Raw genomic sequence first — 13,860 nt, 5'->3', positions numbered from 1 at the left:
TTGCTTTGGATTGGGGGCTGGCTGGGGTAAATTTAACTGATCGTTTAAAAAGAGTAATGGAATTAATCTATCTCTCAAGCGGTATGTAGGGGTTCCATAAAAATCTTCTATCCCATTATTGGGTGCATTCGGGGTAAAGCGGACTAATTCTAAAATCCGATTTTGCGGAATCAAGAAAATCTCCCCGCCACTCTGAACAAAGAGGGTCGGCAAAATGGCCAGTGTCAGCGGTATCTTTAACTTAACATGCGTCCCTTGATTAGGCGTGCTGGTAATTTCGATACTGCCGCCAATATTTTCAATATTATTTTTGACGACATCCATACCAACCCCTCTACCAGAAAGATTCGTAACCTTATCTGTAGTAGAAAAGCCAGGTAAAAATATTAGATTAATTAATTCTTTATTACTGAGAGCGCTGGCTTTTTCTGGGGAGATTAGTCCATTTGATATGGCGCGTTGACGGACACGCGCATAGTCCACTCCTGCGCCATCATCAATCACCTCGATGATCACCATGCCGTTTTGGTGCGCAGCACGCAATATTAAATCTGCAACCTCCGACTTACCTTTTTCAAGCCTCAGCGCTGGCGACTCAATACTATGGTCAATACTATTGCGAATCAAATGAATCAAGGGGTCTCGAATACTATCCAACAAGATCCGATCCAACTCTGTTTCAGATCCTTCTTGGAGTAATCTGACTTTTTTGTGGCATTCCAAAGAAACATCTCGGACTAGGCGAGGAAATTTTGCCCAAATATGGAAAATCGGCTGCATTCGCATTTTCATCATGCGCTCTTGCAATTCCAAAGTGAGCATATCAATACTTCGTACCGCACTAGTAAATAACTTGTCGGTAGATTGCTGCGAGAAAGGCAAGAGGCGATTACGCGCTAATACCATTTCACTGGCAATATTCATTAATTTATCCAGAATATCTGGAGCCACTTTGACGGGCACAACCACTCCCTGTCCTGGAGCAGGATTTACCTCAAGCTCTGAGAGATCTTGAGGCTCAACAGGCTCTTCCGCATCCAGGGAAGGTGTTGATGCTTGTGCTATATCTTCGTGCTGAACTGAGGACTTTACATCTTGACTATCTGGATTGGCCATCCCCATCAAGCTATTAATTAGCTCCTGGTCATTACCCGCTGGTTCAACATGATGGCTTTCAACATGCTCAATGATCTGACGAAGAACATCGTTCATCTTTAATAAGTTACTCGATTTAGCCAAATCTAAGGTAATTTGACCTGAGCGAATTTTTCCCAATAAAGACTCCCCGGCATGGGAAAGGGTTTCGAACCGCTTGAGGGAAAAGAAGCCACTACTGCCCTTTAGGGTATGCAATCCTCGGAAAATATTCCCCACCAATGATGGGTCATTCGGGTTTTCCTCAAAGCGCACAAAATCGACATCCAATTGATCGATTATTTCCCGAGCCTCCAGGATGAATTCAGCAAGGATATCGTCGTGATTTTCCATTTAAACCAATACTAATAGACATTTCTTTCGTCGGGCAGATAGAATGAGGCCTAATAACGATATTAGCTTAAATTAAGTAATAATCTCTAAATCCCCTTCTTTCAATCGCTCAACCTGCCCAAGAACCTTCAATAGGAAGCTGCCACGAATGTTTCGTACCCTACTAGATAAATTCGAAAGAAAATCCACTGTTAAAACTAAGCTACAAGTGAGCTTTGGACTAATTCTTGTATTTACGCTCATCGTTGGTGGCATTTCAATTTACGGCTACCAGATTATGGGAGAAAGTTCTCGCTGGCTATACATACAAGGCTCACAAGGCATCAGCGACTCTAGACAACTTCAGGTTGAAGCGATCGCACTCGACGTGGAGATAAATCACTTACTCCTTGCCTCTTCCGCACCTAGCAAAGCCGAAGGACAAGTTATTCGCGAAGAGGCTCTCGCGAATATTGAGAAGTTGCGTAATGATTTACAAGAAACGCTAAATCGAGTAGATGCCAATATTACCCGTGCAAAAACGCGCGTGGAATTCAATGAGCTTGTTGAAGACTTTAATATTTATTTAGTTGCTATTGAGCAAATCATTATTCTAGAAAAAAATTCGCCAGCTGCAGCAACTGCCATGTACTTTGGCCCAAAATTTACAGGCTTTAAACCCAGTATTACAAAGAATCTGCAGGATTTTATTGATGTGAAATTGGAGAGTGCTCAGATCTATTACGATCGGGCTTTGGAAGCAAAATCGAATGCCATTTGGTCTACTGGCATCACTATCATCATTGCCTTTTTTCTCAGCATCTTGGTTGGAATGCGTTTCAGGCATTCCATTATTGATCCATTGCATAAAACTAAAGAATCACTAAACGCGCTCGCTGAATCACGCTTAAATACCAAAATTCTAGGCGCTGATTATGTAGGTGTAATCGGTCAAATTGCCCAATCTGTTCAAACACTGCAGAATAATTTGCGTAGTGCGATACAAGAGATTAGCGGCAATGCCTTAATGATCAGCTCCTCCTCAGAAGAGCTGGCAGCAGTAAGCGCGCAGCTTAATGCCAACGCAGAAGAGACCTCAGCTCAAGCCAATGATGTTGCACAATCTTCGGACAATGTTAGTCAAAATACTCATTCTGTGGCGGCAGCGACTGAAGAATTCAGCACCAGTATTAGAGAAATATCGATTAATGCCATGGAAGCCTCGCGGGTTGCCAATCGTGCTGTTGAAATTGCTAATAACACTAATCAAAAAATGTCCAAGCTGAGCAATAGCAGTATTCAAATTGGTGAGGTGGTAGCAGTCATTGCTGATATTGCAGAGCAGACTAATCTGCTGGCACTTAATGCCACCATTGAAGCAGCTCGCGCCGGTGAGCTTGGTAAAGGCTTTGCCGTAGTTGCGAATGAGGTGAAAGAGTTGGCCCGCTCAACCGCGAAGGCAACCAATGAGATCGGTCAATCCATCGATACCATTCAACTCGATGCAAAAGGCGCGATTGAATCCATTCAAGAAATCACCCAGATTATTAATAAAATTGATGAGATTTCCATTGTCATTGCAACAGCCGTTGAGGAACAAGTAGCCACCGTCAGTGAAATCTCTCGGAACATCTCCACCTCAGCGGGTAGCTCCGCAAAAATTACTGAAACGATTGAAGCGGTTGCATTGACCTCTCGCGGTATCTCCAGTGGATCTTCAGAGATTCAAAACTCTTCTATGGAGTTAGCAAGGGTTGCTGCAAGACTAAAAGAGTTGGTCTCCAAATTCGAATGCTAGTCGTTTCTTGGTAAAGAAAAAGCCACCCCGAAGGATGGCTTGCAAAAGATTTTTGGAGGTACAACTTAAAGAACAAACTACTAGTTCATATTAGTCCTCTATTTCAGTTACATGGCAGTGAATTGCATCAATTTGAACCCTATTGCATCATTTTGGTGCGCTTTAGTCTGCCTTTAGGGGATCAGTATCAGCTTCTTAAGCGCCGCCGGCCTTAATGATTCTCTTTGGCATGATTAATAGAGTACTTAGGAATCTCAATCACCAAGTCTTCACGAGCCACTATTGCTTGGCAAGATAAACGGGACTGCGGATTTAAACCCCAGGCCCGATCCAACAAGTCCTCTTCGTTCTCATCAGGCGGATTCAGGCTCTGATAACCTTCTTTGACGATGACATGACAGGTAGTACAAGCGCAAACCATGTCACAGGCATGCTCAATCGGAATGTCATTTTCCAGCAAAGCCTCACAAATCGACGTACCAGGAGCAGCCTCAACCACGGCGCCCTCGGGGCAATATTCACTATGCGGTAGGACAACGATTTGAGTCATGATTCTTTTCTATTGATTTACTAATGTTTTACTAATAATTTTTAAATTTCTGCCACGTTCTTGCCAGATAAAGCCTTCTGAATACTAGCGTTCATCCGCATTTGTGCAAAATCATCCGTAGCTTTCGCAGCATGGTCAACCGCTTTACGCACAATCGCACTATCCGTCTCTTCACTCAAAATCGTTTGCAAGCGAACCATCTCTTGGTCGATTGCGGATTGCTCTTCAGTACTCAGAAGATGGCGATCACTCGCTAGCGCTGTTTGTACTGCATCTAATAAACGCTGCGCATTGACCTGCTCTTCACGTAAAGATCTTGAGACCAGATCTTCTTTAGCCGAAGCAAAGCCATCTTGTAACATGCGGGTAATTTCTAGATCGCTTAAACCATAAGATGGCTTAATATCAATAGATGCTTGAACGCCAGAGCCCTGCTCTACAGCGCTGACCGATAACAAACCATCCGCATCCACCTGGAAAGTCACCCGAATTCTTGCTGCACCAGCAGCCATCGGTGGAATACCTCTTAATTCAAACTTCCCTAGAGAGCGGCAATCTTGCACAAGTTCGCGCTCACCCTGAACTACCTGAATTGCTAGTGCAGTCTGCCCATCTTTAAAAGTCGTGAAATCTTGTGCTCTTGCTACTGGAATTGGGGTATTTCGAGGAATAATTTTTTCTACCAAACCGCCCATCGTCTCAATACCCAAAGACAGTGGAATCACATCTAGCAATAACCACTCATCATCTTTACTCTGGTTACCAGCGAGTAAATCAGCTTGCATCGCTGCCCCCAGTGCAACAACTTGATCGGGATTTAAATTATTCAGTGGCTTTGTTCCAAATAGCTCGCCAACAGCACGTTGGACATTCGGCATGCGAGTTGACCCGCCCACCATGACTACGCCCTTAATATCTTCTGCCTTCAAGCCTGCATCACGCAATGCCTTTTTACAGGCAAGCAAGGTCTTAGTGACCAAGTTCTGGGTAATCTCAAAGAATTGAGCCTGACTAACGCCTACATTGACTACCGTGCCATCTGCCAGCGTCTCATGGACGCGCGCCAATGGATTGTGACTAAGCAATTCTTTCGCGTGTTTACAGGCTTGTAAGAGCATACGATGGTCATAGATGGAAAGTGGTGGAAGTTTTGCTTGTTCAATAACCCAGCAATACAAACGGTGATCAAAATCATCGCCACCCAAAGCTGAGTCACCACCAGTAGAAAGTACTTCAAACACCCCTCTGCTCATCCGCAGTATGGAGATATCAAAGGTGCCGCCACCTAAGTCATAGACCGCATAAACACCCTCAGAGGCATTATCCAAGCCGTAAGCAATTGCTGCAGCAGTAGGCTCATTTAATAAGCGCAGCACTTCAATACCCGCTAACTTGGCAGCATCTTTAGTAGCTTGACGTTGTGCATCATCAAAATAGGCGGGCACCGTAATCACTGCACCAACAATGTCTTCGGCAACGGAATCTTCAGCCAATTGACGTAAACGTGCCAAGATTTCAGCGGACACTTCAATTGGGCTCTTATCGCCAGCGACTGTTCTGAGCTTGAGCATGCCAGGCTGATCTACAAAATCGTATGGCGCACTTTCAATATGTTCAACATCTTGAACGCCACGGCCCATAAACCGCTTAACGGAAAGGATGGTGTTCTTAGGATCAATCACCACGCTCTCAAGTGCTTCAAAGCCCGCTTGCGTTCTACCATTTGGCAAATAGCGCACTACCGAAGGGAGCAACTCTCTTCCCTGGGCGTCGGGCAGCACTTTAGGCAAGGCATCGCGCACAATCGCAACCAGAGAATTGGTGGTTCCCAAATCAATCCCGACAGCAATCCGGCGTTGATGGGGTGAAAGTGATTTTCCGGGTTCAGAGATTTGTAAAAGAGCCATAAGATGAGAGTGTAAAGCTATATCAAAGCATCAATGGCGTCGTCTAGTTCGATTGCGAACTTCTCAATAAAGAGCAAACCGCGCAGCAATTCAGCTGCCCGTACATAATTGTTAGCACCATCAATTGCTTGTGCAATTTCAGCAAGGGTTTCTTCTTTGGATGCCTGAACTTCAGCCATTAAGACCTCAAGCTCACCCAAGTCTTCTGCTCGCTCATCTAGACTCTCACGCCAATCCATCTGCTTCATGAGGAAGGCAGTAGGCATGGCGGTATTGGTTTCGAGCTGAGCGTCAACGCCATGTAACTGGCAAAGGTATAAACCCCGTTGCACCGGGTTCTTTAATGTTTGCAGGGCGGTATTAGCGTAAGTAGTCATCTGCATCGCGAGCCGCTGCTCAGCATCACTGCCGCGGGCATGGCGATCTGGATGTACTTCCTTCTGAATCGCTAGATAAGCCTGATCTAGCGCAGGCAAATCGATTTTGAATTGCTGATGTAAACCAAAAAAATGGAAGTAATCTTCAGACGCGGAAGGATTCGCCACAACCACACTCATCTTTGACATTCGGATTTTGAAACTTAAAGCCCTCGTTCAAACCCTCACGTACAAAATCTAATTCCGTTCCATCCAAATAGGCCAAGCTTTTTGGATCAACAAATACCTTCACACCGTTAGACTCAAACATGGTGTCCTCTGGAGCAGCTACATCAACATATTCAAGTTCATAAGCCAAACCAGAACAACCCGTAGTACGGACGCCCAAACGCAAGCCGCACCCTTTACCGCGCTTCTCAAGATTGCGGTTTACGTGTGCAGCTGCTTTGTCAGTTAAGGTAATTGCCATAGTAATGAAATCTTTTTATTTACTTTGCTGGATGTTTTACTTTGTAATCTGCTACCGCTGCTTTGATCGCATCTTCAGCCAAGATTGAACAATGAATTTTTACTGGTGGTAAAGCCAACTCTTCAGCAATGAGTGAGTTTTTAATCTCTAATGCTTGATCCAAAGTCTTGCCCTTGACCCACTCTGTCACTAGAGAAGAAGAGGCAATTGCAGATCCACAGCCGTAGGTCTTGAATTTGGCATCTTCGATCACGCCTTGATCATTTACGCGAATTTGTAACTTCATGACGTCGCCACAAGCTGGGGCACCAACCATACCAGTACCAACGCTGTCATCACCCTTCTCAAATGAACCTACGTTACGGGGATTTTCGTAATGGTCGATGACCTTTTCGCTATATGCCATTGTATTTCCTCTTTAATCTTTCGATATTTCTGGTTAGTGTGCTGCCCATTGAATCGTGCTTAAGTCGATTCCATCTTTATACATTTCCCACAAGGGTGATAACTCACGCAACTTGGCAATCTTTTCTTTCACCAACTTGATCGTGAAATCCACTTCTTCTTGAGTAGTAAAGCGTCCCAAAGTAAATCGAATCGAGCTGTGCGCTAATTCATCGTTACGACCTAAGGCACGCAGTACATACGAAGGCTCCAGCGATGCTGAAGTACAAGCTGAACCCGATGAAATTGCTAAATCTTTGAGGGCCATCAACATCGATTCACCTTCAACATAATTAAAGCTGATATTGAGGTTATGGGGAACGCGGTTCTCCATATCGCCATTGACATAGACCTCTTCAATATCTTTCAGGCCATTTAGCAAACGATCGCGCAATCCACCAATCCGTTTATTTTCTTCTGCCATTTCAATACGGGCAATACGGAAAGCCTCGCCCATACCCACAATTTGGTGAACCGCTAAGGTACCTGAACGCATGCCACGCTCATGACCACCACCATGAATTTGGGCTTCAATCCGAATACGGGGCTTACGGCGCACAAATAAAGCACCAATTCCTTTGGGGCCGTACGTTTTGTGAGCAGAAAAACTCATCAAATCGACTTTGATCTTCTCTAAGTCAATTTCTACTTTACCGGTTGCCTGTGCGGCATCGACATGGAGAATCACACCACGTGAGCGGCATAAGTCTCCAATACGGGGAATATCTTGCACAACACCAATTTCATTATTGACATACATTACTGAAGCCAAAATCGTGCCTGGTTTCGTAGCTGCTTCAAGTTGTGCAAAGTCAATCAAACCATCAGGCAATACATCTAGATAAGTCACTTCATAGCCTTCACGCTCAAGCTCACGGAAGGTGTCTAAAGTTGCCTTGTGCTCGGTCTTCACGGTGATGATGTGATTACCGCGATCTTTATAAAAATGTGCTGCACCCTTTATCGCTAGGTTGATACTTTCAGTGGCGCCACTAGTAAAGACAATCTCTCTTGGATCAGCGTGAACTAGGAGCGCAACTTCTGAACGCGCCCACTCAACTGCTTCTTCTGCAGCCCAGCCATAGGCGTGGCTGCGAGATGCGGCATTGCCAAATTGCTCGCGCAGATAAGGCAACATCTTGTCAACTACGCGAGGATCAATCGGCGTTGTAGATGAATAATCCATATACACCGGAAAGTGCTTAGGGCTAAACATAGGAACCGGTTGTTTTGGAAGGTCTTGGGGTGCGTTCATGGTTTACTTATTAAATTTAGGCGGCAGTACTTAGCTTTGCCGCGCGAGATTAAAAACAGAGTTAATCAAAGGTGCTTTTGGCGCAGCCTCTTTTTTGGCTGCAAGCGCTACAGCTGGTTTTTCAGCTTTCACACCTTCAGTCTTCATTTTCTTTTGACGCATATCTTGAATAACGATGCCACGTCCTTCTTGTTGCTGGACTAAGTTACGCAAACTCACTGAGCTTAAGTACTCAACCATTTTGAGATTAAGGTTGCTCCACAGATCATGTGTCATGCAGTGCCTATGTTCGTCTTCATCGCTATGACAATTCCCTTTGCCGCCACATTGGGTTGCATCTAAGGGCTCATCCACAGCAACAATAATGTCGGCTACGCTAATTTCTTCAGCCTTACGCGCCAGGGTGTATCCACCTCCAGGTCCGCGAGTGCTCTCAACGATGTTGAAACGGCGTAATTTGCCAAATAATTGCTCTAAATAAGAAAGGGAGATTTTTTGTCTTTGGCTAATTCCGGCCAAAGTAACAGGACCATGCGCTTCACGCAGGGCTAAATCGATCATTGCGGTTACTGCAAAACGGCCTTTGGTTGTAAGTCTCATATGTCACCTTGATAATGGATTGTTATGGACAGCTAACAGTCGGGCGGGTAATACCCGACCATTCCACTCAACTTTACCATATACCCCAAAAAACCGCTCGGGAATACCCCCAAGAACCCTCAGCTAAGCAGTAATCTAGCCAACAGAGTCCCTAGAACGAGCCCCAAAGGCCATTTCCTTGACCTTAGTGAGGCGATCTCGGGTGCCGGCGGCCTTCTCAAACTCCAAATTCTTGGCCTCAGCATTCATTTGCTTCTCCAAAAGCTTGATTTCAGCTGCCAGATCCTTATGACCCATATCTTCATAGCGAGCCCGCTCCTGCTCCACCTGCATCTCCTGACGCTTCTCTTTGACGTCATAGACGCCATCAATAATGTCTTTAATGCGCTTTTTAACGCCTTTAGGCTCGATACCATGTAGCTTATTAAAGGCAATCTGCTTAGTGCGACGCCTTTCAGTCTCCCCCATCGCCCGTTTCATAGAATCAGTGACTCGATCCGCATACAAAATCGCTTTGCCCCGGACATTGCGAGCTGCGCGCCCAATCGTCTGAATCAAACTGCGTTCTGAACGTAAGAAGCCTTCTTTGTCGGCATCTAAGATGGCGACCAGCGATACCTCTGGAATATCTAAACCTTCGCGTAATAAATTGATACCCACTAAAACATCAAACACACCCAAACGTAAGTCACGCAGAATTTCTACCCGCTCAACAGTATCGATATCAGAGTGCACATAGCGCACCTTTACCCCATTATCAGAAAGGTAATCCGTTAATTGCTCTGCCATCCGCTTAGTGAGAACAGTAACCAATACCCGCTCATGCACTTTGACGCGCTCATGAATTTGTTCGAGCAAATTATCGACTTGCGTACTTGCTGGCAACACTTCAATTTCTGGATCAACCAATCCAGTGGGTCTTGCAACTTGCTCAACCACTTGCCCTTGATGTGTCTTTTCGTAATCGGCAGGCGTTGCAGAAACAAAAATGGTTTGACGCATCTTGGTTTCAAACTCGGTAAATTTAAGGGGGCGGTTATCCATTGCAGACGGCAAACGAAAACCAAACTCCACTAAAGTATGTTTACGAGATTTGTCGCCGTTATACATGGCATTGAGTTGACCAATTAAGACGTGACTTTCATCTAAGAACATCAAAGCATCATTAGGGAGGTAATCCACCAGCGTAGGCGGAGCCTCGCCTGGGGCTGCGCCTGAGAGGTGCCTTGAGTAATTCTCAATCCCCTTACAAAAGCCTAGCTCATTAAGCATCTCTAAATCAAAGCGAGTGCGTTGCTCCAAGCGTTGTGCCTCCACTAACTTCCCATCCTTCACAAACTCATCTAGGCGGGTGCGTAACTCTGTCTTGATTGTTTCAATAGCTTTAAGAACGGTTTCTCGTGGGGTGACGTAATGCGAACTTGGGTAAACAGTAAAGCGTGGAATCTTTTGACGAATCTTTCCAGTCAGAGGGTCAAAGAATTGCAAACTCTCAACGACATCATCAAATAATTCCACACGGACTGCTAATTCATTATGTTCTGCAGGGAAGATATCAATCGTATCCCCACGCACCCGAAATACGCCGCGCTTGAAATCCGTTTCATTGCGATCGTATTGCATAGCAATCAAGCGCATTAAGATATCGCGCTGACTCATTTTGTCACCAGGACGAATAGTCATCACCATACTGTGATAGTCACCCGGATTACCGATGCCATAAATTGCAGAAACAGTTGCCACGATGATGACATCGCGTCGTTCTAATAAACTCTTTGTAGCAGATAAGCGCATCTGCTCAATATGCTCATTAATAGAAGAATCTTTTTCAATGAAAAGGTCACGCTGGGGGACATAGGCCTCAGGCTGGTAATAGTCGTAATAACTGACGAAGTACTCGACAGCATTCCGAGGAAAAAACTCCCTAAATTCACTATACAGTTGCGCGGCTAGGGTCTTATTTGGGGCAAAGATAATGGCTGGACGCCCTGTTCTAGCGATGACATTGGCCATCGTGAAAGTCTTTCCAGAACCAGTAACCCCCAAAAGAGTCTGAAAGGTCAAGCCGTCCTCAATACCCTCAACCAAGGCATCAATTGCCTGGGGTTGGTCACCCGCGGGCTTAAAAGGCTGGTAAAGGTGGTACGGGGAGTCTGGGAAGCTCACAAACTTGGCTGGATCCAGGTCATGGCCAGCTTCCCCCAAGGGATCAGCCGCTGGGGTTTTTTTGACATCCTGAGCTTCTGAATTCGAACCAGTTTTGGGGGACTTAGGGGGCATCTCGGCTATCATTTCACTTGTGAGTGTTCTTCACAGCGAATTTTGTAAAAACAATGATTTTGCCGTTTTTATTTAGAAATAGTTGGGTCTGGCCTCAAAAACCGACAATTAAGCTAAATTTAACGACAATAAAAGCCAAACTACCCTTAAACCACCATTCTCGACCTCAAATGACCCTGTTTTCCTCAGTCCAGCTAGCCCCCAAAGATCCTATTTTCGGCCTCACCGAAGCCTACGTTGCAGATCAGCGTCCTGACAAAGTGAATCTCGGTGTGGGTGTGTATTACACAGACGAAGGCAAGGTACCGCTCTTAAAAGCCGTGATCAAAGCTGAAGAAGCGCATGTAGCCAAGCGCTCTCCTCGTAGCTACATCCCGATCGAAGGCCCAAACCCATATAACAGCGCAGTGCAGACTTTGCTATTTGGTGCAGATTCTTCACTCATTCAAGATGGTCGTGTTGTTACTGCAGAATGTCTTGGTGGTACTGGTGCCTTACGCGTTGGTGCAGACTTTATTAAACGCCTCAACTTAAATGCGCCTTGTGCAATTAGTAACCCAACTTGGGAAAACCATCGTGGCATTTTTGAATCCGCCGGATTTGAAGTGCTTGAGTACACCTACTTTGATGGCACAACCCGTGGTGTTGATTTTGATGGCATGGTGAAGTCACTAGAGTCTTTCCCTAAAAACACTACCGTACTCTTACATGCTTGTTGTCATAACCCAACCGGTGCAGATATCACTGAAGCGCAATGGCGCCAAGTCATTGAGATATGCAAGAACAAGGGCTTGATTCCGTTCCTGGATATGGCCTACCAAGGCTTTGCAGTAGGGATTGAGCAAGACGGTATCGCGGTTCGCCTGTTTGCTGAATCAGGTATGTCCTTCTTTGTATCTAGCTCATTCTCCAAATCATTTTCGCTGTATGGTGAACGTGTTGGGGCACTGTCGATCGTGACACAAAGCAAAGATGAATCTACTCGCGTACTGTCTCAATTGAAGCGTGTGATTCGGACTAACTATTCCAATCCTCCAACGCACGGTGCTGCAATTGCAGCCGCTGTTTTGAATTCACCAGCATTGCGTCAGCTCTGGGAAGATGAATTAGCAGAGATGCGTGATCGGATTAAAGCAATGCGTCATGGTCTGGTTGAAAAACTCGCTGCTGCTGGTGTAAAGCAAGATTTTGCTTTCATTGAGAAGCAACGGGGAATGTTTTCTTACTCAGGTTTAACAGCTGAGCAAGTTGAACGCTTACAGAAAGAAGATGGCATTTATGCCCTCTCTACTGGACGCATTTGTGTTGCGGCCCTCAATACCAATAATATTGATAAAGTGGCTAAAGCAATCGCCCGCGTATTGGCTTAATTAAGTTTAATAAGCGGATACACTGAATTACCGGAGGTACCATGCTATATCAGTTACACGAATTTCAAAAAGCCTTACTTCAGCCAGTCAGTTCATGGGCACGCGCCGCCTCTGAGGCATTCATTAACGCTTCGAACCCCGCCTCGAAGGTCCCAGGGTCTGAGCGTTTAGCTGCTAGTTATGAACTCCTCTATCGCTTAGGCAAAAATTATAAGAAGCCCGAATTTGGTATTCGTGCTGTTCAAGCACATGGTCGCGAAGTGGCGATCCATGAAAGAACGATCATTGCAAAACCTTTTTGTAACCTGGTTCGCTTCAAGCGCTTTTCTGATGATGTAGAAACTATTAAGAGCCTCAAAGAAGATCCCGTGGTATTAGTCGTTGCTCCTATGTCAGGGCACCATGCCACCCTATTGCGCGATACCGTGCGTACCCTGTTACAAAACCATAAGGTTTACATTACCGACTGGATCGATGCACGTAACGTTCCGCTTGAAGATGGTGAATTTGGTCTTGATGATTACGTTCATTACCTACAAGAATTTATTCGTGTCATTGGCGCAGTAGATTTGCATGTCATTTCTGTTTGCCAGCCTACCGTTCCAACCCTGGGTGCTATTTCCCTGATGGCCTCTGCTGGTGAAGTAACTCCAGCCTCAATGATCATGATGGGCGGCCCAATTGATGCCCGTAAATCACCAACAGCGGTGAATAACTTAGCAGAGCAAAAATCCCATGCATGGTTTGAGAGTCACGTTATCTATAACGTGCCACCAAACTATCCAGGCGGTGGTCGTCGCGTGTACCCTGGCTTCTTGCAACACACCGGCTTTATTGCCATGAATCCGCAAAATCACTTGCAATCCCATTGGGATTATTTTCAAGATCTCGTTCGCGGTGATGAACAAGATACTGAATCACATATTCGTTTCTATGATGAATACAACGCCGTATTAGATTTAGATGCCAAATTCTATTTAGATACGATCAAAACAGTATTCCAGGATTACGCCTTACCTAATGGCACCTGGGAGGTATCTGGAGATCTCGTGAAGCCACAGGACATCACCAAGACCGCCCTTCTAACCATAGAGGGTGAGTTGGATGATATTTCGGGTAGCGGTCAAACCCGTTCAGCACATGGTTTATGTGCTGGCATTCCAAAAGAAAATAAAGCCCACTATGAAGTTGCGGGTGCCGGACATTACGGTATTTTTGCAGGTCGTCGTTGGCGCGATAAGGTTTATCCAAAGATCACATCCTTTATTCGTGAACACCAAGCCGTGAATAAGAAGCCCAAAGCTAGGCCCCCAAAATTAGAAGGTGCTGAGTCAGCATAAATT

Annotated in this window: 12 protein-coding genes; 3 read left to right on the top strand and 9 right to left on the bottom strand. The window is 45.4% G+C overall.

Going from position 1 to position 13,860, the window contains the following annotated elements:
* A partial coding sequence (locus ICN45_RS09135; protein WP_216175350.1) for a chemotaxis protein CheA occupies window positions 1-1,488 on the bottom strand: 1,488 nt, incomplete at its 3' end.
* A gap of 148 nt (window positions 1,489-1,636) precedes the next feature.
* Here ICN45_RS09135 and ICN45_RS09130 point away from each other — a divergent pair.
* Entirely contained in the window at window positions 1,637-3,265 is a 1,629-nt protein-coding gene (locus ICN45_RS09130; RefSeq protein ID WP_216175349.1) for a methyl-accepting chemotaxis protein, read from the top strand.
* A 211-nt stretch (window positions 3,266-3,476) separates the two neighbouring features.
* Here ICN45_RS09130 and fdx read toward each other — a convergent pair whose 3' ends face one another.
* The 8 genes from fdx to uvrB form a co-directional block, all read right to left on the bottom strand.
* A complete protein-coding gene (gene fdx, locus ICN45_RS09125) occupies window positions 3,477-3,815 on the bottom strand; it encodes an ISC system 2Fe-2S type ferredoxin (RefSeq protein WP_216175348.1) in 339 nt (112 codons plus the stop codon).
* A 41-nt stretch (window positions 3,816-3,856) separates the two neighbouring features.
* Complete coding sequence (hscA, locus tag ICN45_RS09120) at window positions 3,857-5,722, bottom strand: Fe-S protein assembly chaperone HscA (protein ID WP_216175347.1); 1,866 nt, start codon at window positions 5,720-5,722, stop codon at window positions 3,857-3,859.
* A gap of 17 nt (window positions 5,723-5,739) precedes the next feature.
* Entirely contained in the window at window positions 5,740-6,279 is a 540-nt protein-coding gene (hscB, locus tag ICN45_RS09115; protein WP_216175346.1) for a Fe-S protein assembly co-chaperone HscB, read from the bottom strand.
* Window positions 6,245-6,568 carry an iron-sulfur cluster assembly protein IscA gene (iscA, locus tag ICN45_RS09110; RefSeq protein ID WP_216175345.1) on the bottom strand — a complete coding sequence of 108 codons (324 nt, stop codon included), beginning with the start codon at window positions 6,566-6,568 and terminating at the stop codon, window positions 6,245-6,247. Before iscA ends, hscB begins: the two co-directional genes overlap by 35 nt.
* Before the next feature lie 19 nt (window positions 6,569-6,587).
* Window positions 6,588-6,974 carry a Fe-S cluster assembly scaffold IscU gene (gene iscU, locus ICN45_RS09105; RefSeq protein WP_216175344.1) on the bottom strand — a complete coding sequence of 129 codons (387 nt, stop codon included), beginning with the start codon at window positions 6,972-6,974 and terminating at the stop codon, window positions 6,588-6,590.
* Between the two features lie 33 nt (window positions 6,975-7,007).
* Entirely contained in the window at window positions 7,008-8,267 is a 1,260-nt protein-coding gene (locus ICN45_RS09100) for an IscS subfamily cysteine desulfurase (RefSeq protein ID WP_439650788.1), read from the bottom strand.
* A 30-nt stretch (window positions 8,268-8,297) separates the two neighbouring features.
* Window positions 8,298-8,867 carry a Fe-S cluster assembly transcription factor gene (locus ICN45_RS09095; RefSeq protein WP_216175343.1) on the bottom strand — a complete coding sequence of 190 codons (570 nt, stop codon included), beginning with the start codon at window positions 8,865-8,867 and terminating at the stop codon, window positions 8,298-8,300.
* Between the two features lie 135 nt (window positions 8,868-9,002).
* Window positions 9,003-11,159 (bottom strand): excinuclease ABC subunit UvrB, encoded by a 2,157-nt coding sequence (uvrB, locus tag ICN45_RS09090; RefSeq protein WP_255531131.1) that lies wholly within the window; start codon window positions 11,157-11,159, stop codon window positions 9,003-9,005.
* A 158-nt stretch (window positions 11,160-11,317) separates the two neighbouring features.
* On the opposite strand from uvrB, the gene ICN45_RS09085 reads away from it, so the two are divergent.
* Window positions 11,318-12,517: an amino acid aminotransferase gene (locus ICN45_RS09085; protein WP_216175342.1), complete on the top strand. Its 1,200-nt coding sequence runs from the start codon at window positions 11,318-11,320 to the stop codon at window positions 12,515-12,517.
* A gap of 41 nt (window positions 12,518-12,558) precedes the next feature.
* Window positions 12,559-13,857, top strand: coding sequence for a polyhydroxyalkanoate depolymerase (locus tag ICN45_RS09080; RefSeq protein ID WP_216175341.1), 1,299 nt, complete (start codon window positions 12,559-12,561; stop codon window positions 13,855-13,857).
* Window positions 13,858-13,860 lie beyond the last annotated feature (3 nt).

This window comes from Polynucleobacter alcilacus (genome assembly GCF_018881545.1).
Classification (GTDB): domain Bacteria; phylum Pseudomonadota; class Gammaproteobacteria; order Burkholderiales; family Burkholderiaceae; genus Polynucleobacter; species Polynucleobacter alcilacus.
This window is presented reverse-complemented; position numbering and strand designations above follow the sequence as displayed.